Source organism: Kitasatospora sp. NPDC048662, from assembly GCF_055587065.1.
Map to the genome: position 1 here is coordinate 481929 of NZ_JBVJHA010000004.1, position 26330 is coordinate 508258.

Genomic DNA, 26330 nt, shown 5'->3' on the forward strand with positions numbered 1-26330 from the left:
CCCGCATGAACCACGCCGACCTGGTCTTCACCGGAGGCCCGATCCACACCGGCGACGCCGCCCGCACCCGGGCCAGCGCGCTGGCCGTCAGCGGCGAGCAGATCACCGCCGTCGGCCACGACGAAGTCCGGGAGCTGATCGGGCCGCGCACCGAAGTCGTCGATCTGCAGGGCAAGTTGCTGATCGCCGGCTTCCAGGACGCGCACATCCACGCGGTCTACGGCGGCCTCGAAATGGCCTCCTGCGACCTCACCGGCACCGTCACCGTCGAGGAATACCTGCAGCGGATCGGCGAGTACGCGGCCGCCCACCCCGAGCGGGAGTGGATCACCGGCGGCGGCTGGTCGCTGGAGAGCTTCGACGGCGGACTGCCGACCCGGCAACTGCTCGACCGGGTGGTGCCGGACCGGCCGGTGCTGCTGTCCAACCGTGACCACCACGGGGCCTGGGCCAACTCCCGTGCGCTGGAGATCGCCGGGCTCGACCGGCACACCCCGGACCCGGCCGACGGCCGGATCGAGCGGGAGGCCGACGGCACCCCGAGCGGCATGCTCCAGGAAGGCGCCGTCGGCCTGGTCGGCCGGCACGCCCCGCAGGCCACCGCCGCCGACCGCCTGGCCGCCCTGCTGCGTGCCCAGCGGATGCTGCACTCGCTCGGCATCACCGCCTGGCAGGACGCCCTGCTCGGCGCGTTCGGCGGCAACGACGACCCGTCCGACGCCTACCTCACCGCCGCGCAGGACGGCACGCTGACCGCCCGGGTGGTCGGCGCGCTCTGGTGGGACCGCGAGCGCGGCGCCGAACAGATCCCCGAACTCGTCGCCCGGCGCGAGAAGTTGAGCCACGGACGGTTCCGCGCCGGGGCCGTGAAGATCATGCAGGACGGCATCGCGGAGAACTTCACCGCCGCCCTCACCAGCCCGTACCTGGACGCCTGCGGCTGCGCCACCGGCAACAGCGGCCTGAGCTTCGTCGACCCGATCGCGCTGCGCGAGCACGTCACCGCACTGGACGCGCTCGACTTCCAGGTGCACTTCCACGCCCTCGGCGACCGCGCCGTCCGGGAGGCGCTGGACGCCGTCGAGGCCGCGATCGCCGCGAACGGCCGGCGCGGCAACCGCCACCACCTGGCCCACCTGCAACTCGTCCACCCCGAGGACGTGCCCCGGTTCGCCGAGCTCGGCGCGATCGCCAACATCCAGCCGCTGTGGGCCGCCCACGAACCCCAGATGGACGAACTCACCATCCCCTTCCTCGGCCCCGAACGCGCCGCCTGGCAGTACCCGTTCGGCGACCTGCTGCGCTCCGGCGCGACCCTTGCCGCGGGCAGCGACTGGCCGGTCTCCAGCTCCGTCCCGCTCGACGGTCTGCACGTCGCCGTCAACCGCCGTGAACCCGGCGCCGACCCCGACACCCCGGTCTTCCTCGCCGACCAGCGCCTGGACCTGGCCACCGCGCTGGCCGCCTACACCGCCGGCACCGCCCACCTCAACCACCTCGACACCACCGGCATCCTCCGCCCCGGCCACCTCGCCGACCTGGTCGTCCTGGACCGCGACCCGTTCGCCGCCCCCGCCGAGGAGATCGCCGAAACCCGCGTCCTGCGCACCTACGTGGGCGGCCGCGAGGTCTTCACCGCGGAATAGGCCGCCGTCGGCCGCCGGGCCCGGACCGGTCGTCGAGCGGTAGTGGACGATCAGAGCCACCTCCCGCCCTCGGCCGGTCCGGGCCGCGGCGTGCTCGGGGCCGCCGACTCGACGCGTTCGGCGAGGGCGGCCAGTACCCGGGGCCCGGACGCGTGTGCCGCACCGGCCGGGCAGCGTGTCAGGCCGGGCCCGGTCGGCCTGACACGGTGCCCGTTGCCCGGGGCGGGGCGGCGCACATAGCGTCCCTGCACATCGAGGGGCGTGGTTCAAAGAAGGGTGGAGCGGGTGGACATGACCACCGTCAATGGCGGCGTCTCGTTCTGGTACGCGGCGACCGGGCTGCCCGAGCGGCGGGCCGGGCTGATGGGGGAGGTGACGGCGGACGTCTGTGTGGTCGGTGGCGGATACACCGGGCTGTGGGCCGCGCACTACCTGAAGCAGGCGGCGCCCGAGCTCGAAGTGGTGCTACTGGAAAAGGAGTTCTGCGGATACGGGGCGTCCGGACGCAACGGCGGATGGCTGTACAACGGGATCGCGGGGCGCGGCCGGTACGCCCGGTCGCACGGGGAGGACGCGGCGCGACGGCTCCAACTCGCCATGAACGAGACGGTGTCGGAGACCCTGCGGGCCGCTGCCGCGGAAGGCATTGAGTGCGACGCGCACCGGGGCGGGGTGCTGGAGATCGCCACCTCGCCCGCCCAACTGGCCCGGCTGAAAGAGAGGTTCGCGCACGAGCAGGCGTTCGGTGCGGACCAGGTGGAGCTGCTGAACGCCGCGCAGGCGGCCGAACGGCTGTACGTGCCGGGCGTGTTGGGAGCGACCTGGACGCCGAACGGGGCGCGGGTGCACCCGGCGAAGCTGGTGGTCGGGCTGGCCGCGGCCGTCGAACGGGCGGGCGTGAGGATCTACGAGGCGACGCCCGTCACCGCGATCGCCCCCGGTCGGGTCTCCACCGCGCAGGGCGGCGTCAAGGCCCGGGTGGTGCTCCGCTGCACGGAGGGATTCACCGCCAACCTGGCGGGCCAGAAGCGCAGTTGGCTGCCGATGAACTCCTCGATGATCGCCACCGAGCCGCTGCCGGCCGAGGTGTGGGACGCGATCGGATGGGAGGGCCGCGAGGTCCTCGGCGACGAGGCGCACGCCTACATGTACGCGCAGCGCACCGCCGACGACCGGATCGCGCTCGGCGGCCGCGGCTACCCGTACCGGTACGGCTCGCGGATCGACCAGGATGGCACCACCCCCGACGGCACGGTGGCCCAACTCCGGGAGATTCTCCGGAAGATGTTCCCCGCCGCGGCCGAGGCCCGGATCGACCACGCCTGGTCCGGCGTGCTCGGCGTCCCGCGCGACTGGTGCGCCACCGTAGACCTCGACCGCGCCACCGGAGTCGGCTTCGCCGGAGGCTACGTCGGCAGCGGCGTCGCCACCACCAACCTGGCCGGCCGCACCTTGCGCGACCTGACGCTGCGCCACCTCGGCAAGGGCGGGCGGACCGAGCTCACCGAGCTGCCCTGGGTCGGCCACCGGGTCCGCCGCTGGGAGCCCGAACCGCTGCGCTGGCTCGGTGTGCACGCGCTCTACGCCGTCTACCGCCACGCCGACCGGCACGAGCACGCCCGCACCTCCCCGCTCGCCACCCTCGCCGACCGGATCAGCGGGCGAGCCTGAGCCCAGGCCCCCGGTCCGGATCCCGGGAAAGATTCGCATACCTGTCGCACGGACGTGATATGAACATCCGTCCGAGGGCAGCAGAAGGCCGCCCACGTGGACACACAGCACTCTTCGAGGGGAACCGGGCATGGGACTGTTCGCGCGGCTGACGCGCCGCCGGAACGCGGGCGGCGGTGCGCCGGGCCTCACCATCGACCCGGCCCACGGCGACCCCGAGCTGACACTGCTGCGGGAGCGTGCCGCCGCCGGGGACTGGCCCGGCGTCCGCGCCGTCCTCGACCGCGCCCTCGACCAGGACGACCTGGCCCTGATGATCAGCCACCTCGCCGACCACACCGGCAGCGAGAGCTGGCTCGGCACCGCCCTCGAAGCCGACCCCGAGGACCCGGTGACCCTGCTCGCGTACGGGGCCCGGCACATCCACTGGGGCTGGGAGGCGCGCACCGGCGCCCGCGCACAGTACGTCAGCGAGGAGCAGTGGCGGACCTTCCACGAACGCCTGGAGGCCGGCGAGGAACTGCTGTTCAAGGCCGCCGAACTCGACCCGGAGCTGCTCGGCCCCTGGCTCTTCCTGCAGATGAGCGGCCGCGGCGCCTCCATCGACCGGGCCGCCGCCCGGTACCGCTTCGACGCGGCGCTGCGCCGCAGCCCCGGCCACCCGGCCTCGCACCGCCAGCGGCTGCAGCAGCTGTGCGAGAAGTGGAGCGGCTCGCACGAGCAGATGCACTCCTTCGCCCGCGCCTCGATGCTCGCCGCCCCCGAGGGCAGCCCGCTCGGCGAGCTCGTCGCCCTCGCCCACATCGAGCACTGGCTCGCCCTGCCCTCCGGCGAGGACGCGTCCTACATGGACCGGGACCCGGTCCGGGCGCAGCTCCACGAGGCCGCCGACCGCTCGATCCGGCACCCCGACCACCTGCGCCGCCGGAACTGGCCGCAGGCCCACAACACCTTCGCGCTGGCCTTCTACCTGGCCGGGCAGCCGCACGCCGCGAACCTGATCTTCCAGGAGATCGGCGACGCCGTCTGCGAAGACCCCTGGAACTACCTCGGCGGCGACCCGGTGGACACCTTCCGCCGCATCCGCGCCGCGTGCGCCTGACGCCCGGCCACCGCCGTGCCCCGTACCGACCTCCGTCCAGCCGCAGCCGTGCCCCGCACGGCCCGCCGTCCGGCCGTAGCTGCGACCCGCACCGACCTCCGAAGCGAAGGACCCGCCCGGTGACCTCGAAGGTGACCCCGAACGACCCCAACGCGCACACCTTCCAGGTGGACCTGCGCGGACTGGTCGACCTGCTCTCCCACCACCTGTACTCCAGCCCGCGGGTCTACCTGCGCGAGCTGCTGCAGAACGCGGTCGACGCGATCACCGCCCGGCAGCAGCTCGACGCGACCGCGCCGGCCACGATCACCGTCACCACCGGCGAGGAGTTCTCGGTGGCCGACACCGGCGTCGGCCTCACCGAGGCCGACGTGCACACCTTCCTCGCCACCATCGGCCGCAGCTCCAAGCGCACCCCGGACGGCGCCCTGGACGCCGGCCAACTCGCCGACGCCCGCCAGGAGTTCATCGGCCAGTTCGGCATCGGCCTGCTGGCCTGCTTCGTGGTCGCCGACGAGATCACCGTCCGCACCCGCTCCGCCCGCACCCCCGACGCCCCGGTGATCGAGTGGCGCGGCCGCTCCGACGGCCGCTACACCATCACCACGCTGCCCGCCGACGCCCGCCCCGAGCCCGGCACCACCGTCACCCTCACCCCCCGGGCCGACGCCGAGGAATGGACGTCCACCCGGCGGGTCACCGAACTCGCCCGGCACTACGGCAGCCTGCTGCGCCACCAGGTGACGGTGCTGGACGCGGCCGGCCGCAGCACGCGGATCAGCGAGACCCCCGCGCCCTGGGCCCGCCGCCACGACACCCCGGCCGCCCGCCGCGAGGCGCTCACCGCGCACTGCCGCGACACCTTCGACTTCACCCCGCTCGACACCATCGACCTCGACCTGCCGCTGGTCGGCCTCAGCGGCGTCGCCTACGTGCTGCCCGAGGCCGTCCCGCCGTCCCGCCGCGCCGGGCACCGGGTCCACCTCAAGGGCATGCTGCTCTCCGACCAGGCCGACGAACTGCTCCCCGAGTGGGCGTTCTTCGTGCGCTGCGTGGTAGACGCGGAACGGCTGCGCCCCACCGCCTCCCGCGAGGCGCTGTACGCCGACGAGACCCTCGCCGCCGTCCGCGAGGCACTCGGGCTGCGGATCCGCGACTGGCTGACCGGCCTGTCCGCCAGCGACCCGGCGCTGCTGCACCGCTTCCTGTCCGTGCACCACCTGGCCGTCAAGTCGCTGGCCCGGCACGACGACCAACTGCTGCGGATGCTGCTGCCCTGGCTGCCGTTCGAGACCACCGACGGCAACGTCACCCTCGACGAGTTCGCCCGCGCCCACCCCGTCATCCTGGTCACCCGCACCGTCGAGGAGTTCCGCCAGGTCGCCCCGATCGCCGGTGCCGCCGGCCTCGGCGTGGTCAACGGCGGCTACACCTATGACCGCGACCTGGTGCACCGGCTGCCCGAGATCCGCACCGGCACCACCGTCGCCGACCTCGACCCGGCCACCGTCACCGCGCACCTCGACAACGTCGATGCGGCCACCGAACTCGCCGCCGCCGCGTTCCTCGCCACCGCCCGCGAAGTCCTCGGCCGGTTCGACTGCGACGTCGCGCTGCGCACCTTCCACCCCAGCAGCGCCCCCGCCCTGCTGCTCGACGACCGGGAAGCCCGGCACGAACGCACCCGCACCCAACTCGCCGACCAGGCCGACGGGTTGTGGGCCGACATCCTCGGCTCGCTGGGCAGCTCCGCGCCGCGCGCCCAACTCGTCCTGAACCACCTCAACCCACTCGTCCGGCGCGCTGCCGCGATCCGGCACCGCGAACTCGCCACCACCACCGTGGAAGCGCTGTACGGCCAGGCCCTGCTGCTCACCCGGCGCCCGCTCAAGGCCAGCGAATCCGCCCTGCTCAACCGCTCGTTCCTCGCCCTGCTCGACCACGCCATGCTCGGCCACGAGCCCACCACGCCGCACCGGGAGCCGTGATGCTCGACACCATCGACGCCGTCCGCGCCGCCCTGCGCGCCAACGACGAACAGCCGTACGGCCGGCAGCGCACCGTCACCGCCGAGGAACTCGTCGACGCCGCCGAGCAGTTCGACGACCCCGAGCTGCTCGCCTACGCCCTCCTCGACCTGATGGAGGCCTACGAGAACGACGCCGAACGGCGAAAGCTCCCGGTGGTCTTCGCCCGGATCGTCACCCTGCGCAAGAAGCACCCCGAAGGTTTCGACGGCTGGGCCGAACGCGCCACCGACTGGCGCTACAAGTGGGTCGCGAACGCCCTGCGCAGCGTCCCCGAGGTTCCGCTGGAGGCGGTCCGCCGCTGGCACGGCGAACTGCGCGAGCACTACCGCACCGCCGGCCACGACCTACAGCCCTACTACGGCGAGCAGTACCACCTCGCCGCGCTCGCCGGCGAGGGGGCCGAGAACGCCTTCGAGCTGTGGGCGGCCCGCCCGCGCTCCGCGTTCAGCGACTGCAAGGCCTGCGAACTGCGCGCCCAGGCACGGCACTTCGTCCGCCTCGGCGAGGACGCGCGGGCGCTGACGATCTGGCAGCCGGTGCTCGACGGCGAACACTCCTGCGCCGAGGAGCCGCACGTCAGCCGCGCCCACGTGCTGCTGCCGCTGCTGCGGGCCGGCCGCGCCGACGAGGCCCGCTCCGCCCACCTGGCCGGCTACCGGTGGGCCCGCGGCCGCTCCCGCGCCGCCGAGGAGATCGGCCTGCACCTGGAGTTCTGCGCCCTCACCGGCAACGAACCGCGCGGCCTGGAGATCCTCGCCGACAACCGCGACCTGTTCGGCCAGCATGGCGACCCGCTGGCCCGGCTGCACTTCCTCACCGGCGCCCAGCTGTTGCTCGCCCGGCTCGCCGCCACCGGCCACGGCGACCTGCCGGTGGCCGGCCCGCCCGGCACCAGCTGGACCGCCGCCGCGCTGCTCGCCGAGCTCGGCACCGAGGGCGAGGCGCTCGCTGCCCGCTTCGACGCCCGCCACGGCACCACCGCCGTCGGCGACGCCCGCCGCGAACGCCTCGGCCGCGCCCCGCTGTTCGCCGAACCGCTCGCCCTCGGCCTGCGCGCCGCCACCCCCGCGCCCGCGCCCGCCCCGGCGCAGCCCGCGCGGAGCACCCCCGCCGCCACCGAGACGCTGGCCGAACTCGTCGCCCGCGCCCGCGAGTTGCACGAGCAGCGGCACCCCGAGGCGGTCGCGCTGTGGCGGCGCATCGAGGCCCTCGCCACCGCCGAGGACTACCAGCACCCGGACGACCCCGAGCTCGGGCCGCTCGTCCTGCTGCGCGCCGAGCTCGCCGAACAGCGCGCCCGCCGCGACGGCCTGCGCGACGGCGAACTGGCCGCCCACCTCACCGAGGCCGCCGAGCACTTCGAGCAGGCCGACCGCCCCGCCCAGGCCCTCGGCTGCCGCGCACTGGCGGCGTCCCTGCCCACACCGGACGCCGACGCCGGTGCCGACACCGACGCCGACACCGCGGCGGAACTCGACCGGATCGAGCAGCGGGTCCGCGAACTCGTCGAGGCCGGGGCCACCCGGGCCGAGGACGCCCTGACCACCGTGCTGCACGCCAGGGCCGTCCTCACCATCCGCCAGGACCTGCCGGACACCCACCAGCACGACGCCGACGGCCCCGAGCAGCGCGACCTCACCCGCTCCGAGGCCGCCGTCGCCCGCCTGCGCGAGGAGGCCGTCCGGCAGGGCGACGCGCTGACCGAGATCAGCGCCCACCAACTCCTCGCCCGCGCCTACTTCCTGACCGGCCGCAAGGAGGAGAGCGCCGAGCTGATCCGGCAGGCCGGGCTCCGGGCCGAGGCCGCGGACGTCCCGTGGAAGCTGGTCGGCATCCACGGCTGGCAGGCCGAACTCGCGCTGGACGCCGAGGAGTTGGAGCGCGCCGAGGAACTCGCCCACCATGGGTTGAAGCTCGCCGCCCAGTACGGCGACCGCTCCGCCGTCCCGGCCCGGGTGCAGCTCCTGCTGGCCCGGGTGCACCTCGCCCGCGGCGCATACGACTCCGCCGCCCGCGCCCTCACCGAGGCCGCCGCCCGCCTCGACCACGCCGGGCAGGCCGACGAAGCCGCCTCCGCCCGCGGCCGGCTCGGCCAGGTGCTGGCCGCGGCCGGCCGGTTCGCCGACGCCGCCGCCGTCCTGGAAGCCGTCCGCCTGGAGCCCGGCTTCGCCGACCTCGACGTCCGCGAGCAGATGCACATCCGGCTCAACCTCGCCCGCACCCTGCGCGAACTCGACGAACACCGGGCCTCCGCAGAGGAGTTCCTGCACGTCGCCGAACTCGCCGCCGACCGGGACGACGACCGTGAGGTGCACACCGTGGCCGCCTGCGAGGCCACCGTCGCCCTGGCCCGCACCGGCCAGTGGCCCGCCGCCGACCTCGCCCGGCAGCGTGCCCTCGACAGCCACCGCACCGCACCTCAGGCCGACGCCGTCTTCGACATGCTGCTGCGCCTCGCCCGGCTCACCGTCGACACGCGCGGCCCGGACGGCCAGGACGAGGCCTTCGCCCGGCTCGCCGAGGCCGCCGAACTGGTCGAAGCCGCCCGGCGGGACGGCCCCGCACTGTGCAGCGACAGCCCCGAAGGCACCCTGCACGACACCCGCGCCCGCACCCTGGTCGGCCTCCGGCGCCCCGAGGAGGCCCTCGCCGAGATGGAACTGGCGATCGAGGCGTTCGGCGCCGCCGGCCCCGAGGCCCGGCTCGCCCGCGCCGAATCGATCCGCTACGCGGCCCTGATCGAGGGCACCCGCCTGGACCGCACCCAGGACGCGCTGACCCGGCTGGAGGCGGCCGGCGCCTGGTGCCGCGAGATCGGCGAACCGCAGGCCGCCGAAGTCCTGGAGGGCCTGCACACCCACCTGCGCCGCCAGCACTGACGAGGCGCACGGACGGCCCGCCGGGAGCACCCGGCGGGCCGTCGGCCTTGTCCGTCGGTCAGGGCTTCGCCAGCACCTCGGCCACCAGGGTGCGGGCCTCGTCCTGGACCCGCGCCAGGTGCTCGGCGCCGAGGAAGCTCTCCGCGTAGATCTTGTACACCTCCTCGGTGCCGGACGGGCGGGCCGCGAACCAGGCGTTGTGGGTGCAGACCTTCAGGCCGCCGATCGCCGCTCCGTTGCCCGGGGCGTGCGTGAGGACGGCGCTGATCGGCTCGCCGGCCAGCGTGTCGGCGGTGACCCGGGAGGCGTCGAGCGCGGCCAGGGCGGCCTTCTGCGCGCGGTCGGCAGGGGCGTCCACCCGGGCGTAGACCGGGTCGCCGTGCCGGGCGGTGAGCTCGCGGTGGAGCGCGGAGGGGGTGCGGCCGGTGACGGCGGTGATCTCGGAGGCCAGCAGGGCCAGCAGGATGCCGTCCTTGTCGGTGCTCCACGGGGAGCCGTCGCGGCGCAGGAACGACGCCCCGGCCGACTCCTCACCGCCGAACGCCACCGTCCCGTTCAGCAGCCCGTCCACGAACCACTTGAAGCCGACCGGGACTTCGAGCAGCTCCCGGCCGAGCGCGCCGGCCACCCGGTCGATCATCGAGGAGGACACCAGCGTCTTGCCGACCGCGGCCGCCACCGGCCAGCCCTCGCGGTGCCGGTACAGGTAGTCGATGGCGACGGCCAGGTAGTGGTTCGGGTTCATCAACCCGCCGTCCGGGGTGACGATGCCGTGCCGGTCGGCGTCCGCGTCGTTGCCGGTGGCCAGCGTGAACGCGTCCCGCCTGTCGATCAACGAGGCCATCGCGTACGGGGAGGAGCAGTCCATCCGGATCTTCCCGTCCCAGTCCAGCGTCATGAACCGCCAGGTCGGATCGGTCAACGGGTTGACCACCGTCAGGTCGAGCCGGTGCGTCTCGGCGATCCGCCCCCAGTACGCGACGGACGCGCCGCCCAGCGGGTCCGCGCCGATCCGCACCCCCGCCGCCCGCACCGCGTCCAGGTCGAGGACGGCGGGCAGGTCGTCCACGTACGCGCCCAGGAAGTCGTGACGCCCGGTGGTGTCGGCCGCCAACGCCCGCGCGTACGGCACCCGTTGGACCTCCTTCAGCCCGGAGGCGAGCAACTCGTTGGCGCGGCGCTCGATCCAGCCGGTGGCGGTCGAATCGGCCGGGCCGCCGTGCGGCGGGTTGTACTTGAACCCGCCGTCGCCGGGCGGATTGTGCGAGGGCGTCACCACGATGCCGTCCGCCGCGGCGGACGGGCGGGCGCGGTTGTGCGCGAGGATCGCGTGCGAGACGGCGGGCGTCGGGGTGTAGCCGTCCGCCGTGTCGAGCAGCACCGTCACGCCGTTCGCCGCCAGCACCTCCAGCGTGGTGACCCGGGCCGGCTCGGACAGCGCGTGGGTGTCGACGCCGAGGAACAGCGGCCCCATGGTGCCCTGTTCGGCCCGGTAGTCGCAGATCGCCTGCGCCGTCGCCGCGATGTGGTCCTCGTTGAACGCCGTCCGCACCGAGGAACCCCGGTGGCCCGAGGTGCCGAACGCCACCCGCTGCCCGACTTCCGCCGGGTCCGGATGCAGCGCGTAATAGGCCGTCACCAGGCGGGGAACGTCGATCAGGTCCTGCGGCTGCGCCGGCTGCCCGGCCCGTGCGTGCACCATGGTGGATTCTCTCCTCGGTCGGTACGGCAAGGATGCCCGCCGACCATCATGCGGGCCACACCGCGCCAACTGCGGGAACGCGCCAGCACACCTGACGGGGAATCAGCGCTTGCGGCCCCGCTTCGCCTGCCCCTGCTGGCCCTTCCGGGGCGCGCCGGCACGCTGCCCCGGCCGGGGCTTCTGCTGCCGACTGCCGGGCTGCGCCTGCGACTTGGCAGGCTTGGCGGCGGGCTTGCCCGCTGCGGGCTGCTTCTTCGCGGGCTCGGTGGCGGCGCGCCCCCGGGAGCTGTTCGCGGTGCGGCCGCGCACGATGCCGATGAACTCCTCGACCAGGTCGGTGGTCGCCGCCTCCGGCCAGGCCAGCGCCACCTGCGACTGCGGGACGTCCGCCAGCACGCGGTAGGTCAGGTCACGCCGGTGGTGCAGCCGGGCCAGCGACTGCGGCACCGCCAGCACGCCGACGTTCGCCGCCACCAGCTCGATCGCGTCGGCGGTGCTCGCGGGACGCTCGAACGCCGGGCGGCCCGGCAGCCCCTGCGGCCACTCCAGCACGTCGTCCTGCGGGTGGAAGACGATCTCCTCCGCGAGGTCCGCGACCGACACCTCCTCGGCGGCGGCCAGCCAGTGGTCCTTCGGGAACACCACCACGGTGGTCTCGGTGTACAGCGGGATCGCGCTCAGCACCGTCCGGTCCACCGGCAGCCGCACCAGGCCCGCGTCCGCGCCGCCCGACAGCAGCAGCTCGTGCCCGGCGACGGGCGTGGACTGCACCAGTTCCAGCGGGACGTCGGGCAGCCGCTCACCCCACACCCGCAGCCACTTGGTCGGCGTCACCCCGGGCACGTACACCAGGCGGAAGGAAGAGGAAGGCTGCTCGATCTCGGTCACACCGTCCAGGCTACCCACCGTGACCTGGGCAGGTGCGCACTCCCTATACCCTTGGACCATGACTACGCCCAAGCCCAAGAGCTCCCAGACCATGAAGCCCGCGACTGCGGCCAAGAAGCTGGGGATCTACCTGGCGGCGACCCCCGCCGAGTTCCAGGCGGGCGTCGTCACCCGCGACGAGCTCAACGCCATGCAGGCCACCCCGCCGCAGTGGCTCGCCGACCTGCGCCGCAACGGCCCGCACCCGCGCCAGGTGGTCGCCGCCCGCCTCGGCATCTCCGTCACCGGCCTCAACCGGGCCGGGATCACCGAGGCGCTCACCACCGAGCAGATCAACGCCCTCCGCGAGGAGAACCCCGACTGGCTGCAGCGCGAGCGCACCATCCAGGCCGAGGTCCGCAAGGAGGCGCAGCGGATCAAGGACAAGCCGGCGCCGAAGAAGAAGTAATCCCGACATCGACGGCAGTCACGCGCGGGGCGGTCGGACCGCCCCGCGCGTGCTGTGTCAGCTCCCGCTCTTGGCGCCCGCCACGAGCTTGGTGAAGTCCACCGTGTCGCTCTCGCTCGGGGCGGTGGCCGTGACCGCGGTGCCGTAGTCGGAGTAGGTCGCCGTGGTCGTGATCTGACCGGCCTTGCTCTGCATCTGCTCGACCTTCTTCACCAGCAGGTTGTCACCGGTGACCCAGACCTCGATGTGATCGCTGGTGATCCCGGCGGCGGCGAACTGCTTCTGGAGCGCGTCCACCTGCTCCTGGGTGAGCCCCTTGGTGGTGCCCTGAGCGATCTCGGACGCCGAGAGGTCACCGGTGTACTTGGTGACCTGCACGCCGTTCAGGCTCTCCGTCCCGGCCTTGCCGACCTTTCCGGAGGCGATCAGGGCCCGTACCGAGGCGACCGGGTCGGAGCTCTGCAACTGGCTCTTGAGGCTGTCGCCGGCCGCGCCCATCAGCCGGGCGAGGTCCGCGTAGTTGTACTTGATCCAGTGGGCGCCGCCGAGCTGAGCGGCCATCGCCGAGCCCATGTTGATGTACATGGCGTCGCTGAGGTAGCGCGCGGTGAAGGTGCCGTCGCTGCCGGCCTTGGCGAGGTTCTGGGCCATCTGCCCGCCCATGGTGCCGGCCAGCTCACCCTGGAGGCCGTGCTCCCAGGAGATCGCGCCCTTCACGGTGGTGGCCTTGCCGGTGCCGACCTGCATGGTGACCTCGGACTTCGCGGACTTGGCCGCGGTGGTCTTCTCGCCCACCAGCGCGAGCGCTGCGGCGGGCGCCAGCTCGGGGGCCGAGGAGGCGCCCTTGTCGGCGGAGTTGCCGGCCTTGTTGACGGTGTTGCCGTCGGCGTCCTTGTTTCCGCAGCCGGTCGCGGTCAGTGCGAGCACGACGGCGGTGGCGGCGAGGAAGGTACGTCCGGTCCTGAACATTCTGGTTCTCCCCCTGGAAACGGTCCCATGCCGTTCCCATTCGTTCGGGCGGACTCTAGCGGACGGCACAGACAGGCCCGCAGTGGGTCTCCCGGCCGCCCACGAATGTTGCATTGCGGTGCTTCATGTTCGAAGATGTTTGATGTGATGCTCGAACCTCGAGGGAGCGCCGCCGTGCACAAGACGGTGACCAAGCTGGCCGACGGCCGCGAACTGATCTACTACGACACCGAGCCCGCCGTGCGCGACGCGGTCGACGCACGGCCGCCGGCCCCGGCGGCCAGTGCCTCCGAGGTCCGCATCGACCCGTTCACCGGCGACGCGGTCACCATCGCCGCACACCGACAGGGCCGCACCTACCACCCGCCGGCCGACGAGTGCCCGCTGTGCCCCTCGCGGGACGGCCGGCTCAGCGAAGTCCCCGCCGCGGACTACCAGGTGGCGGTGTTCGAGAACCGCTTCCCGTCGCTGGCCGGCTCCTCCGCCGAACTCGTCACCCCCTGGTCGGACGGGCCGTACACGCTCACGCCCGGCACCGGACGGTGCGAGGTGGTGTGCTTCACCCCCGACCACGGCGCGTCCTTCGCCGACCTGACGGAGCGGCAGGCCCGCCTGGTCCTGGACACCTGGACCGACCGCACCGCCGAACTGCACACCCGCCCCGACGTCCGCCAGGTCTACTGCTTCGAGAACCGCGGCGCGGACATCGGCGTCACCCTCGGCCACCCGCACGGCCAGATCTACGCCCTCCCGTTCACCACGCCCCGCACCACGCAGGCCCTCGCCAAGGTCACCGACCACCAGCGGGCCACCGGCCGCAACCTGTACGACGACGTCCTCGCCGCCGAACGGGCCACCCTCGGCCACCCCGACTCCCGGGTGGTGCTGGCCGGCGAGCACTGGACGGCGTTCGTCCCGTTCGCCGCCCGCTGGCCCTACGAGGTGCACCTGTACCCCAACCGCCGGGTCGCCGACCTCACCCAACTCGACGAGCCGGCCCGCGCCGAGTTCCCCCGGCTCCACCTCGACCTGCTGCGCCGCTTCGACCGGCTGTTCCCCGAGCCGGCCCCCTACATCGCCGCCTGGCACCAGGCGCCGCGCCCCGCCGAGGCCGAACTCGCCCTGCACCTGGAGCTGTTCACCATCCGACGGACGGCCGGCAAGCTCAAGTACCTGGCCGGCACCGAGTCCGGCATGGGCGCGTTCATGAACGACATCCGCCCCGAGACCGCCGCCCGCACGCTGCGCGAGCTGTAGCCACCGGGGTTCCTCGGCGTTCCTCAGCGTTCCTCAGCGCGAAGCCCCGCCCAGGGAAGGGGCGGGGCTCCGTGCTTCCCTGCCTACTTGATGCGGTGGGCACCCTGCGAGGGAACGGCCGGGAACACGTACGGGGCGGCGAACCCGGCCTCGGCGAACGCGGCGCACACGGCCCGCTCGACGGCGCCCAGCCGGTCGGTGTCGACCAGGGCCAGCACCGAACCGCCGAAGCCGCCGCCCATCATCCGGGCGCCCAGCGCGCCGGCCGCGTTCGCGGCGGACACCGCCAGGTCGGTCTCCGGGCAGGACACCCGGTAATCGTCGCGCAGTGAGGCGTGCCCGGCGGTCAGCACCGGGCCGAGCGCCTGCGGCTCGCCCGCGTCCAGCAGCCGGATGGTGTCCAGCACCCGCTGGTCCTCCGTCACCACGTGCCGCACCAGCGGCCGCAGTTCGGCCGGCAGCTTCTCCTCGGCCGCCGCCAGCTCCTCGATGCCGAGGTCGCGCAGTGCCCGCACGCCCAGCAGCTCGGCCGCCCGCTCGCAGCCCGCCCGCAGCGCGGCGTACGCGCCGTCCCCCAGGTCGTGCTTGACCCGGGTGTCGATCACCAGCAGCGACAGGCCCACGGCGGGCAGGTCGAGCGGCACCTGGCGGCCGGTCAGCGTGCGGGTGTCCAGAAAGAACGCGTGCCCGGCGACGCAGCAACTGGACGCCATCTGGTCGAGCGCGCCGCACGGCACACCCACGAAGTCGTTCTCGGCGCGCTGCGCGAGCAGCGCCCGGGCCGGGGCGTCCAGGCCGAGACCGAACAGCTCGTCCAGGGCGATCGCCGTGGCGCACTCCAGCGCGGCCGAGGAGGACAGGCCCGCGCCGGTCGGCACGTCCGAGGTGAACGCCAGGTCCGCGCCGCCCACCGGGTGACCGGCCTGCGCCAGCGCCCAGAACACGCCCGCCGGGTACGCCGCCCAGCCCGGCACCGCGCCCGGCGCGAGCCCGTCGAGGGCCAGCTCGGTGACCTTCCCGTCGCCCTGCACGCTGGTCAGCCGGATCCGGCCGTCGGTACGGCGCCGGGCCGCGACCCGGGTGGTGTGCGGGAGCGCCGCCGGCAGCACGAACCCCTCGTTGTAGTCGGTGTGTTCACCGATCACATTGATCCGGCCGGGCGCGGCCCACACGCCGTCGGGGGCGTCACCGTAGGCGGCGGCGAAGGCTTCGGTGGCGTCGGTTGCGCTGGTGGCGGCGGCGTCGGTGGTCATCGGGCACTCCAGCGGGTGATCACGACATAGGGGATACTCGGCGATACTCAACACATTCAAACACACAGCACCAGAGCCGAACAGTGTCGAACCCGTCGACTATGCTGGCGGCTCCCCAACACCCCGGCGGAGGACCGAGTGACCGACGGCGCACTGCTCGCCGCCCAGCGACGGGCGCTGATCCTCGACCAGGTACGCCGGAACGGAGCCGTCAAGGTCGCCGAACTGGTCGACCGGCTCGGCGTCTCCGACATGACCGTCCGCCGCGACCTCGACGCCCTTGCCCGCACCGGCGCCGTCCGCAAGGTCTACGGCGGCGCCGTCGCCCGCACCGCCACGGCGGAGGAACCGGCCTTCGAGGCCAAGTCCGGGCTGGAGACCGACACCAAGGCCGCGCTCGCCGAAGCCGCCGCCGCCCAGGTCCGGCCCGGCAGCGTGGTCGCCATCTCGGCCGGCACCACCACCTACGCCGTCGCCGCCCGCCTGCTCGACGTCCCCGGCCTCACCGTCGTCACCAACTCCCTCCCCGTCGCCGAACTCCTGCGCACCCACACCGCCGAGGACGGCCCCGACCTCCTGCTCACCGGCGGCGCCCCCACCCGCTCCGCCGCGCTGGTCGGCCCGCTCGCCGACCAGGCGATCCGCTCCCTGCACGTCGACCTCCTCATCATCGGCGCCCACGGCGTCAGCGAACACGCCGGCCTCACCACCCCCAACCTCGCCGAGGCCCAGACCAACCGCGCCCTCATCGCCTCCGCCCACCGCACCGTCGCCGTCGCCGACCACACCAAATGGGGCATCGTCGGCCTCAGCAGCTTCGCCGCCCTCACCGACCTCGACTGCTTCATCACCGACCACGAGATCCCGGCGGACGCCCGCACCGCCCTCACCGAATCCTGCGGCGAACTCGTGATCGTCTGAGCAGCCCCAAGGGCACCGGCAGTTGACGCTCCGACGCGGCGGGGGCTTCCGCTCCGCAGACCCGGGTGATCAAATCGTTGCCATGGGGGACGAACGAAAGTACTACGGGCCGCTGGAAGTTCTCGACGGACGCTGGGCAGTGGGGGACTCCACGCTGCTGAGTGGCCGCTGGGTGGAGCTCCGGGCGGACGGCATGGTGCCGCACACCGGTGACATCGAGGGCGAGCTGATCCGCTGGTCCAGCGTGATGGACGGGATCGGCATCCACATCGGGCGCTTCGCGCGAGGAAGCAGGTTCGAGGCCGGCTTCGGGCTCGACAGCCTGTGGCCCTCCAAGCGGCCCGGCATCGGCTACCTCTACCTGACCCTCCGCCACCCGTACGAGGACCGCAAGCTGACCTTCGACCGGCACCCGCACTATTACCCCGCCCAAGAGGTGCTGCTGACCGTCGAGTTGATGACCTCGACCGTCGCCGCGGGCAACGCCCAGCTCCTCGGCGACCCGGAGTGGCTCGCCCGGGCGGTCGACCGCCTCTCCCGCATCACGCACTGGCCCGCCTTCCACCAGCCGGCGGCCGTGCTGAAGGAGGCGCTGGCGGGCGAGGACTGACCGCGGACGGCACGCCCGAGCGCGCGGCCAACGGGCGGACGGACGTGCGGACCCGGGGGCCGGGGCGGCGGCGGGCCGTGATCCAATACTGGGCACGGGCCTCGACAGCCGCCGCCGGCAACGCCCGGCGCCGCGGCGACCTCGCAGCAGCCGGCCGCCCGTCCCGCCTCACGCACCGGCCCGCCCTCCGGCAGCCGGAGACCGCGCTGCGGGAGGCGCCGGCGGGCGAGGACCGACCGCTTGCGGCATGCCCGAGCACGAAAGGGGGCGGTGGGCGGATGGACATCGCGGTGTGGGCGGCCGTGCGGCGGCGGCCGCTGCGGTTCCTGGTGTCCGGATGGCCCTGGCGGGCCTGGGCGTTGCTGGTGAGCGGCGCGGTGCAGGGCGTACTGGTGCTGCTGGTGCTGGCCGTCGGCGTGCTGGCGGGCGTCGCCCTGTCGGGGCTCGGGGTCGGGCTGGTGATCCTCGCCGCGACAGCCGTTCTCGGGGTGCCGGTCGGGGCGCTGGAACGCCACCGCCTGCGCCTGGTCGAGCCCGTTCAACTCGCCGATCCGCACCGGACGGTGACCCGGCGATGGATCCGCACCCGGCTGCGCGAGCGGGCCACGTGGCGCGAACTCGGCTACACCGCCCTGCAGTCGACGGTGTTCACCGCCGTCGGCCTGGTGTTCGCGGCGGGAATCGGATTCGGCCTGCTCCTGCTGTCCGCGCCGGTGTTCATCTGGGTGGTCAGCCCGGACACCGTCATGCTGCTGCCCGGACGTGCGGTGTCCGGTCCGCTCGACGGGCTCGCGGCGAGCGGCGTCGGCCTGCTCGGCCTGGTGATCGCGGCGTACAGCGGTGCGCTGGTGGCCGGTGCGCAAGTCAGGCTCGCCCGGCTGCTGTTGACCGTCCGCGACGAGGACCTCGGCGCGCAGGTGGTCGAACTCACCCGCTCCCGGGCCCGGTTGGCGGACGCCTTCGAGGCCGAGCGGCGCCGCATCGAACGTGACCTGCACGACGGCGCGCAGCAGCAACTCGTCGCCCTCGGCATGACGTTGGGCCTCGCCGAACTCGAACTGCGCGGCCAGGACAGCCCCGCCGCCGCGCTCGTCACCCGGGCCCGCGGCGAGGCGCGGCTCGCCCTCGACCAGCTCCGCACCCTGGTCCGGGGCATCCACCCGCAGGTGCTCACCGACCACGGACTCCCGGCCGCCGTCGCCGAGTTGGCGCTGCGCCACCCGGTACCGGTGCTGGTCGATCTGGACCTGCCGTACCGGCTGCCCGGGCCGGTGGAGAGCGCCGCGTACTTCACCGTCACCGAGGCGCTCACCAACGCCGCCAAGCACAGCGACGCCGACGAGATCACCGTCCACGGCGCGCTCGACGGTGACACCCTGGTGCTGACCGTCACCGACAACGGCCGCGGCGGTGCCGACCCCGCCACCGGCGCCGGCCTGCAGGGCCTCGCCGACCGGGTGGCCATCCTGAGAGGACGCCTCACCGTGACCAGCCCCACCGGAGGGCCGACCCGCCTGCGCCTGGAGGTCCCGTGCTCCGGATCGTGATCGCCGAGGACGCCGTCCTGCTCCGGGCCGGCCTGGTCGAACTCCTCACCCGGCTCGGCCACCAGGTCACCGCCTCCGTCGGCGACGCCGAACAGCTGATCCGGGCCGTCGAGGAGGACCGCCCCGACGTGGTCGTCACCGACGTCCGAATGCCCCCCGAACACCGCGACGAGGGCCTGCGCGCCGCACTCCACCTGCGCGAACGCCACCCCGGCCTCCCCGTCCTGGTGCTCTCCCAGTACGTCGCCACCGCCTACGCGACCCGCCTGCTCGGCGCGGCCACCGCCGACCGGGGCGGCCTCGGCTACCTGCTCAAGGACCGCGTCATGGACGTCGCCGACTTCACCGACGCCCTCGAACGCGTCGCCGCCGGCCAAACCGTCATCGACCCCGAAGTCGTCCGCATCCTGCTCGCCCACCGCACCGCCGACGACCCCCTGCGCCGCCTCACCCCCCGCGAACACGAAGTCCTCGCCCTGATGGCCGAAGGCTTCAACAACCAGACCATCGCCCACCGCCTCACCGTCACCGAAGCCTCCGTGGTCAAACACGCAGGCAACATCTTCACCAAACTCGACCTCAACCCCACCGACGGCAACCGCCGCGTCCTCGCCGTCCTCGCCTACCGCGACCACGCGGCGGCCGACCCGGCCTGACGCCCTCCGACCGCTCCAGCACCCGGCTCACCTGCGTGCCGGTCATTCGAGGGCGGCTGCTCGTTCGTCCAGCTCCTCGACTCCGCGCGCATCCCGGAGCCGGTAGAGGCGGGCTCGCATGTCGTGGACGGCGTCTTGGATCTTGATCGAGCGGATGCCGTCCGCGCAGTCGAGGAAGTCGTTCGAGGAAGCGATGGCGCCGTCCACGTCATCCTGGCGGAGCCGGACGGCTCCGAGGTCGGCCAGGACGATGGCGCGGGTGCGGCGTCGGTCGAGGCCGTGGATGTCGAGCGCGTGGTGGAGCTGGTCCTGTGCGCTCGCCGAGTCGCCGAGCCGGGCCAGGATCATGCCGGCCTCGTGCGCCCAGCGGCCGATGCTGTAGTGCGAGGCCCACGAGTCGCCGGGGGCGCCGGTCGCGCGCTCGATGGCTGTCTGCGAGGCGGCCAGGGAGCGGGTGGCGGTGGGCCTGTCGCCGTCCAGCGCTGCGGCGTTGGCCAGGGTGGCCTGGTAGTGAACTGCTGCCCGCCACTCTGGCCCCCGACCGGCTCGCCGGGCTCCTTGAACCAGCACTCGCCCCGCCGACCGCCTGGTCATAGCCCTGGCCGCCCTCCACGCAACCAACGGCACCGACCTGCGCAACCTCACCCTCTCCGACGTTCTGCTCGCCCGCCGACAGAATCTGATCCGCCGCGCGCACGGCCGCCACATCGTCCACCTCGATGACACCACGACCACACTGCTGCACGCCTGGCTGCGCTACCGGCACCGACGGTGGCCACGCACCGCTGCCGATGCCCGCCGAGAGCTCGTGCGGCGCGCGCGTGGCCGCGACATGGAGCAGGAGCAGGGGTATCAGCAGGAGCGGCGTGGGCGGCAGAGCGCGCCGTACGGCGGGCGGCAGCCGCCGGCCGTAGCGCCGGGCGGCTTGTGTCGGTTCCGCCGGCCCCGTCGCCCGCCCGGCGGCGGTGGCGGTGGCGGGGTCGGGGGCCGTGGTCGGCAGCCCGGTTGTCGTCGCCTGCTGTGCGCGGTCCCGGTGGCGTACCGGGTGGGCATTGTCGTGCCCTGCGGCAGCCTCCGTCATCGTCACGTCCCTGTCGATGTCCCTTGCCGGTGCGGCGCCGTGGCGGTCCGGGTCCGCGGGCCGGGGCCGCCGCCGCGTACGGCCGGAGCCGGCCGCCAGGGGACAGGACCCACGGCCCCCTGGGTCCCCCCTTGCCGTGATCCGTCCTGCCACGGTAGGTGGCGGGGGCGGCGGCGCACGTCCGTCCGCCGTCGGAGGACACCGCGCCGGAGTACGACCGCAGGAGGAGCCCGGGTACCTTCTGCGGTCGCACAGCGCCCTCCCTTTCGGGGTGTCCGTTTGCGACTGGGGTGGCATGCGCCGGAGACGGCGGGCCGATGTGCCGCCGTGTGCGCCGCTTCGAGGATGGCGGGGTGACCGAGACAATCGCGGGACTGTCCATGTCCCTTCCGGAGTTCCTTGTCGTGCTGGGCGCCGTCGCGCTGCTGGTGGCGCGCTGGCTTCCCCCTGCTGCCCGTCCGCGCGTCACGATCGCGGCGGGGGCGGTGTTCGTGCTGTCCGTGATCGTGCTGGGTGTGGCGGGGATCCGTTGGCAGGTGCTGCCGGTGCTGGCGGGTGGTGCCGTCGCGCTGCTGTTCGCCCTCTCCCCGCTGCTCCGAACGCTCCGGCGGCGTCCCGGCCGACGGGCGTGGCGGGCGCGGTGGTGGCTGGCGTTGCCGGGGTCGGTGGCCTGCCTCGGCCTGATCGCCGCCGGGCGGTGGCCGCCTGGGCGTTTCCCGTGCCCGTGTTCCCCGAGCCATCGGGCTCCTTCGCCGTCGGCACCCGGGTGATGCAGTGGACCGACCCGAACCGCCCCGAGACCTTCACCGCCGACCCGGACGACCGGCGCACGGTCGTGGTCCAGCTCTGGTACCCCGCGCGGAAGAGCCCCGCGGGCGCGCAGCGGGCCCAGTACCTCGGACGCACGGAGCAGGAGGCGCGCACCGTCTCCGATGCCCTGGCCGGTGCCGTCGGCCTGCCCGGCTTCCTGGTCGACGGCGTACCGCAGGCCCGCACCCACGCGGTCTTCAACGCCCCGGTGGCCGGCGGGGGGGAACGGTTCCCTGTCGTGCTGTTCTCTCCCGGAGCGGGCGGGGTGCGCACCCAGAACACCGCCTGGGCGGAGGAACTGGCCAGCCATGGCTACGTGGTGGCCGGCCTCGACCACCCGTACGACTCCGCGGCGGTCGTCCTGGACGACGGCCGGACCATCCGCGCCGCGACCGCATCCACCGGCGACCGGGACGCGGACGAGGAGCTCGCGGCCGGCTGGACGGCCGTCAGGGCCGCCGACCTCGGCTTCGTCCTCACCCAGCTGGAGGGCCTGGACCGCGGCGCGATCGCCGCCCCGCTCGTCGGAAGTGACCCGTCGACCGGAAGTGACCCGTCGACCGGACGCGACCCGCTGGCCGGACGTCTGGACACCGGCCGGGCCGTGGGGACCGGCCACTCCATGGGCGGTGCCGCCGCCCTGCAGGCAGCCCGGCAGGACCCCCGGTTCGCCGCCGTCATCGACCTGGACGGCTACCCCCACGGCCCCGCCTCCCCGGCCCTCCACCAGCCGGTGCTCGCACTCACCCAGGCCGTCACCCCGAGCACCGACCCGCGATACCTGCCCCGCCTCACCGAGGCCCTCGCATCCAACACCGCGACGAGCTACCGGCTCACCGTCCCCGGCGCCGCCCACCTCACCTTCATGGACGGCCCGCTGTACCTGCCGCCAGTGCCCTCGATCGTCGGCTCCCTCGGCCGCACCGGGAGCCCCCGCGTCGTCGCCGCGACCACGCTCGCCTTCCTGGACGCCACGCTGCGGCACGCGCCCGGCGACCTGGCCGGCGCGCTGTCGGCCTACGGCAGCCTCAGCGTCCACCGCCCGGACGCCCCCCGCTGACCGGCTGCGCCGCCACCGGCCCACCGTCCGGCCTCGGCGTGGCCGGGGCGGGGCCGGGGCGCGGGTGGTCGGGAGCGCCGGCGGCCGGCCTGCCCGGTTCGTGTTCAGCCGACCGCGCCACGCCAGATGTTGTCGAACGCTGCCTTCTCGATGGCGCGACGCCGGCGTACGGCGTCCAGTTCCCGGACCGCGTCGTTGACCGTGGCGAGGACTGCCGCCAAGTCGTCGTCGGTGATGTCGGGCTGCGCGCCCGGCGACAGTGCCGCGATGCCGGCGGCCGCTGCCAGGGTGGTGAGCACGGGCTCGCGCGACATCCAGCGGTCGATCGCCGCACGGCGTCCGGCGGACTCGGGCGGTGCGGGGTCACCGGGCTTCGCCTGGGGCGCTTCCTGTGCTCCGTGTATCCGGTGGAGGCGGGGGCGGCGGATGCTGGGCGGTGTGCCGAGCGCGGTCGCGTAGGCGGCCGCGAGCCCTCGGCCCCGGCGCCACAGCCAGTCCTCGACCGATTCGAACGGCGGCTGTCGGATGACCGCCGCTGCGGCCTCGGCCAGCAGCGCCTCCGTGGCGGGCGCCGGGCCGGCGGGCAGGATCTGGGTGCCGTCCAGTTGGACTGCCCCGGCGTCGAGCAGATCGATCAGCTCGGCGCCGGCGAGTGCGAGTGACAGTTCGCCTTGTTCCGGGGGAGGGCCGGCCCCTGCCTCCAGGGCGACGACCAGCAGGTCCTGCGGTGTGGTGTCCATCGGTGGCCCAACCTTCGGAGGGTCGGTGGCGGCGGTGAGCGGTGGCTGCTGCCAGTCTGCCTCGTCGGCGCCGCCGAAGGCCGCGGGCATCGTCGGGTGCAGGACAACCGTGTTGCGAGTGCCCGCGGACATCAGGAACCCGGCGATATCGTCCGGGGCGCCTACACTCGGGCCGCCGGCGAAGACCGGGCGGGGCTGGGAACAGGGCACGAGCGGTGCACCCCACGGGACAGCTACCCTCGCCCAGTCTGACCCAGCCCGTATCGCGACCCCGCTGCCATAGAGCGCAACGCCGAGTCACATGCGACCGGGCTCTTGACGCCGCGCGCAGCTTCTCCAACTCCTCGACCATGGATGGATCCTCGGCCTGCCCGCATCGTGCGGTCTCGATGAATTGGCCGGTCACGACCTCGGCGGACGCCGGCCGGGCCACCTCGGCGTGGATCTCGGCGAGCTCCTTGCGAAGCCGCTCGGCGCGGTCCGCCGGCGCGAGGGGCAACCCCTCTACTGTTTTGCACCATGACCATCCTGATCATCGGCGGCAGTGGATTCCTGGGTGCCGAACTGGTCCGCCAAGCGGCAGCGGCGGGCCATGGGACGGCTGCGACCTTCGCCACCCGGCCCGGTAGCACCCCGGAGGTCTCGTGGCACGCCCTCGACCTGCGTGACTCTGATCGCATCGAGGCAGTCATGGCCAAGGTGGGACCTCGCGCGGTCGTCAACGCGACAAGTGGCGGACCTGATTGGTCGGTCACGGCCGAGGGACCGGTCCGCCTGGCGATGACCGCGGCGAAGCACGGCAGCCGCCTGGTTCACGTGTCCAGCGACGCCGTGTTCTCCGGCGCCCGCATCCACTATGACGAATCCCGCCTCCCCGACCCGCTCACCCCCTACGGCGCCGCGAAGGCCGCAGCGGAGACCGGCGTCCGCCTTGTGGACCCGGGCGCCGTCGTCGCCCGAACCTCCCTGATCATCGGCGACCGGCGATCGGAACACGTACGCGCAGTGCACGACCTCGCGGCAGGCGCCCGCACCGGTGTCCTTTTCACTGATGACATCCGCTGCCCTGTACACGTCGCCGACCTGGCTGCCGCCCTGCTGGAACTTGCGTCGAGCGACCTGTCCGGCGTGCATCACCTGGCCGGAACCGATGCCGTGAGCCGCCACGAACTCGGCACCCTCATCGCCCGGCGCGACGGGCTCGATGCCTCCCGGCTCCCTACTGGCCTGCGGGCCGACAGCGTATTTCCCGGAGCACTCGACGTCCGTCTCGACAGCCGTGCCACCCAGGACCGGCTCCGGACCAGGCTCCGCGGCGCCCGCCAGTTCCTCACCGAGGGGACGTGAGCTCCTCCACGCCGATGCGATTGTCCACGCTCAGACTCGGGTGAAACGGTGCAGACGTCGATGAGACGGGACACTTCGCGCCGGGCATCTCAGGCTGAGGCGGCCGCCGTTCCGGCGAGGAGGGCGTTCAGGCGGGTGGCGGAGGCGTCCCAGGACCACTCCTGCTGGACCCAGGTGCGACCGGCGCGGCCGAACTCGGCGGCGTGGGACGGGTCTTCGAGGTGGGAGGCGATGGCGTCGGCGAGGGCGGGGACGTCGCGGCCGTCGATGACGAGGCCGGTTCGGTGGGGGAGGACGGCGTCCGGGGCGCCGCCGGAGTGGCCTGCCACGACGGGGAGTTCGGTGGCGGAGGCCTCCAGGAAGACGATGCCGAGGCCCTCCGCCTCCAGGCCGGCGCGGCGGGTTCGGCACGGCATCGCGAAGACGTCGGCCGCCGCGTAGAACGGAGCGGTGTCGGAGTGCCGGTGGCCGCCCGCGAAGACCACCGCGCCCGGGGCGTGACGCTCCGCCAGGCGCCGCAGGCGGGTCTCGTCCGGGCCCTGGCCGACCAGCAACAGGGTGGTGCCCGGAACGCGGCGGCGGATCCACGGAAGGGCGCGGATCAGCATGTCCTGCCCCTTGCGCGGCACCAGCCGGGCCACGCACAGCACCACCGGGGCGTCCCCGAGGCCGAGTTGCTCGCGGATCGCCCGTCGCGCGGTGGCCGAGGGCCGGAACAGCGTCGGATCGACGCCCGGCACCAGCCGTTCAAGCGTCGCCTTCGGTCCGAGCGCGGGGCCGATCCGCCGCCGGGTGTACTCGCCGAGGTACGTGACGACATCGCAGTGCGTGCCGATCCGCCGCAACAGGCTCCGGGCCCCGGGTGTCCGGGCCCACCAGATCTCGTGCCCGTGCGTGGTGGCCACCAGCCGCCGCACGCCGCCGCGCCGCAGTGCGGGGGCCATCGCCGCGAGTGGGGCTGCCGCCCCGAACCACACCCGATCACACCCGTGCGCCCGCGCAATCTCCACCGCCCGCCGCGCCACCCGCCCCGTGGGCAGCAACATCCGCGACCGATCCCGAACCACCGGAAACGGCAAGGTCGCGTCGTACGCCGCCGAACCCGGCTCGGCCGAGGTGTAGACGACCACGTCATGGTCCGGGACCCGGACGGCCATCGCGTGGACGAAGGTCTCGATGCCGCCCTGCCGGGGCGGGAAGTCGTTGGTGACGATCAGCGTGGTGGTCATGGGTGCCTCGCAGTGGATTCGGAGGGAAGTGGCGGGTAGGGGACGGAAGTTGAGCGGATCGGATGGCGGGGCCCGATCGGGCGGTCACGGGTCGGGACCGACACGGATCGGCCCGGGCTGACGGCCCTGGGGTGGCCGGCGGGGAGGAACTGCGCTTTGCGGGAGGTGAGTTGACCGGTTCCCGGTGCTGGTGACCCGAGGTGGGGATGCGGCGGTCGGCTGACGCCGCTGGCTGGGGAGCAGTTGCTGTTCGGCGCACGGCCGGAGGAGGGATTGGCGATTCGGCGGTGGAGGTTGCTGCTGTGAACGCTGGCTTGCCAGAGGGGAGTTGATCGGACTGGGGGCGGTGTGCGAGACAGCGGTCAGCGGTGGCGGCCGGTGGGGACTGGCCCGCGTGGGGCGGGAGTTGACCGGTTCGCGGGGCTGGTGGCCCCGGGGGCTGGGCGCGGCGCCGGAGGAGGGGGCGGCGATGCGGCAGCGGAGG

19 protein-coding genes and 1 pseudogene are annotated in these 26330 nt (G+C 73.8%); 13 read left to right on the plus strand and 7 right to left on the minus strand.

Annotated elements, in window-relative coordinates; all coding sequences use genetic code 11:
* Window positions 1–5 precede the first annotated feature (5 nt).
* The 5 genes from ACZ6R9_RS15425 to ACZ6R9_RS15445 all read left to right on the plus strand — a co-directional run bounded on the left by ACZ6R9_RS15425 (window position 6) and on the right by ACZ6R9_RS15445 (window position 9328).
* Window positions 6–1646 carry an amidohydrolase gene (locus ACZ6R9_RS15425; RefSeq protein WP_465538509.1) on the plus strand — a complete coding sequence of 547 codons (1641 nt, stop codon included), beginning with the start codon at window positions 6–8 and terminating at the stop codon, window positions 1644–1646.
* A gap of 291 nt (window positions 1647–1937) precedes the next feature.
* Entirely contained in the window at window positions 1938–3317 is a 1380-nt protein-coding gene (locus tag ACZ6R9_RS15430; protein ID WP_465538510.1) for an NAD(P)/FAD-dependent oxidoreductase, read from the plus strand.
* Window positions 3318–3447: 130 nt separating this feature from the next.
* Window positions 3448–4419, plus strand: coding sequence for a hypothetical protein (locus ACZ6R9_RS15435; RefSeq protein ID WP_465538511.1), 972 nt, complete (start codon window positions 3448–3450; stop codon window positions 4417–4419).
* Between the two features lie 119 nt (window positions 4420–4538).
* On the plus strand, window positions 4539–6407 hold the full coding sequence (locus ACZ6R9_RS15440; RefSeq protein WP_465538512.1) for an HSP90 family protein: 1869 nt from the start codon (window positions 4539–4541) through the stop codon (window positions 6405–6407).
* Window positions 6407–9328, plus strand: coding sequence for a hypothetical protein (locus ACZ6R9_RS15445; protein ID WP_465538513.1), 2922 nt, complete (start codon window positions 6407–6409; stop codon window positions 9326–9328). Before ACZ6R9_RS15440 ends, ACZ6R9_RS15445 begins: the two co-directional genes overlap by 1 nt.
* A 58-nt stretch (window positions 9329–9386) precedes the next feature.
* On the opposite strand, the gene pgm is transcribed toward ACZ6R9_RS15445, so the two are convergent.
* Both pgm and ACZ6R9_RS15455 read right to left on the minus strand, forming a co-directional pair.
* Window positions 9387–11030: a phosphoglucomutase (alpha-D-glucose-1,6-bisphosphate-dependent) gene (pgm, locus tag ACZ6R9_RS15450; RefSeq protein ID WP_465538514.1), complete on the minus strand. Its 1644-nt coding sequence runs from the start codon at window positions 11028–11030 to the stop codon at window positions 9387–9389.
* Window positions 11031–11132: 102 nt separating this feature from the next.
* Window positions 11133–11918, minus strand: a complete 786-nt coding sequence (locus tag ACZ6R9_RS15455) for a LysR family substrate-binding domain-containing protein (RefSeq protein WP_380477922.1) — start codon at window positions 11916–11918, stop codon at window positions 11133–11135.
* Window positions 11919–11976: 58 nt separating this feature from the next.
* Between ACZ6R9_RS15455 and ACZ6R9_RS15460 the strand changes: the two genes are divergently transcribed.
* Window positions 11977–12366 (plus strand): DUF5997 family protein, encoded by a 390-nt coding sequence (locus tag ACZ6R9_RS15460; protein WP_380477921.1) that lies wholly within the window; start codon window positions 11977–11979, stop codon window positions 12364–12366.
* 57 nt (window positions 12367–12423) lie between these two features.
* Here ACZ6R9_RS15460 and ACZ6R9_RS15465 read toward each other — a convergent pair whose 3' ends face one another.
* Window positions 12424–13335, minus strand: a complete 912-nt coding sequence (locus tag ACZ6R9_RS15465) for an SCO4651 family lipoprotein (RefSeq protein ID WP_465538515.1) — start codon at window positions 13333–13335, stop codon at window positions 12424–12426.
* Between the two features lie 174 nt (window positions 13336–13509).
* On the opposite strand from ACZ6R9_RS15465, the gene galT reads away from it, so the two are divergent.
* Window positions 13510–14592 carry a galactose-1-phosphate uridylyltransferase gene (galT, locus tag ACZ6R9_RS15470; protein WP_465538516.1) on the plus strand — a complete coding sequence of 361 codons (1083 nt, stop codon included), beginning with the start codon at window positions 13510–13512 and terminating at the stop codon, window positions 14590–14592.
* 83 nt (window positions 14593–14675) lie between these two features.
* Here galT and galK read toward each other — a convergent pair whose 3' ends face one another.
* Window positions 14676–15845: a galactokinase gene (galK, locus tag ACZ6R9_RS15475; protein ID WP_465538517.1), complete on the minus strand. Its 1170-nt coding sequence runs from the start codon at window positions 15843–15845 to the stop codon at window positions 14676–14678.
* A gap of 138 nt (window positions 15846–15983) precedes the next feature.
* Here galK and ACZ6R9_RS15480 point away from each other — a divergent pair, with 138 nt between their 5' ends.
* From ACZ6R9_RS15480 to ACZ6R9_RS15495, 4 genes are all read left to right on the plus strand, one after another.
* Window positions 15984–16766, plus strand: coding sequence for a DeoR/GlpR family DNA-binding transcription regulator (locus tag ACZ6R9_RS15480; RefSeq protein WP_380477917.1), 783 nt, complete (start codon window positions 15984–15986; stop codon window positions 16764–16766).
* Window positions 16767–16848: 82 nt separating this feature from the next.
* Window positions 16849–17376, plus strand: a complete 528-nt coding sequence (locus ACZ6R9_RS15485; protein ID WP_380477916.1) for a hypothetical protein — start codon at window positions 16849–16851, stop codon at window positions 17374–17376.
* 278 nt (window positions 17377–17654) lie between these two features.
* Window positions 17655–18923 carry a sensor histidine kinase gene (locus ACZ6R9_RS15490; RefSeq protein ID WP_465538518.1) on the plus strand — a complete coding sequence of 423 codons (1269 nt, stop codon included), beginning with the start codon at window positions 17655–17657 and terminating at the stop codon, window positions 18921–18923.
* Entirely contained in the window at window positions 18908–19579 is a 672-nt protein-coding gene (locus ACZ6R9_RS15495; protein ID WP_380477914.1) for a response regulator transcription factor, read from the plus strand. The genes ACZ6R9_RS15490 and ACZ6R9_RS15495 overlap by 16 nt, the downstream gene beginning before the upstream one ends.
* 42 nt (window positions 19580–19621) lie before the next feature.
* On the opposite strand, the gene ACZ6R9_RS15500 is transcribed toward ACZ6R9_RS15495, so the two are convergent.
* On the minus strand, window positions 19622–20149 hold the full coding sequence (locus ACZ6R9_RS15500) for a hypothetical protein (RefSeq protein ID WP_465538519.1): 528 nt from the start codon (window positions 20147–20149) through the stop codon (window positions 19622–19624).
* Window positions 20150–20977: 828 nt separating this feature from the next.
* Here ACZ6R9_RS15500 and ACZ6R9_RS15505 point away from each other — a divergent pair.
* Window positions 20978–22530 (plus strand): annotated as a pseudogene (locus ACZ6R9_RS15505) (alpha/beta hydrolase family protein).
* 104 nt (window positions 22531–22634) lie between these two features.
* Here the strand turns inward: ACZ6R9_RS15505 and ACZ6R9_RS15510 are convergent.
* On the minus strand, window positions 22635–23270 hold the full coding sequence (locus ACZ6R9_RS15510) for a GPP34 family phosphoprotein (RefSeq protein WP_465538520.1): 636 nt from the start codon (window positions 23268–23270) through the stop codon (window positions 22635–22637).
* Window positions 23271–23789: 519 nt separating this feature from the next.
* Between ACZ6R9_RS15510 and ACZ6R9_RS15515 the strand changes: the two genes are divergently transcribed.
* A complete protein-coding gene (locus ACZ6R9_RS15515) occupies window positions 23790–24617 on the plus strand; it encodes an SDR family oxidoreductase (RefSeq protein WP_465538521.1) in 828 nt (275 codons plus the stop codon).
* Window positions 24618–24706: 89 nt separating this feature from the next.
* Here the strand turns inward: ACZ6R9_RS15515 and ACZ6R9_RS15520 are convergent, their stop codons facing one another.
* Window positions 24707–25846: a glycosyltransferase family 4 protein gene (locus tag ACZ6R9_RS15520; protein WP_380477909.1), complete on the minus strand. Its 1140-nt coding sequence runs from the start codon at window positions 25844–25846 to the stop codon at window positions 24707–24709.
* Window positions 25847–26330 lie beyond the last annotated feature (484 nt).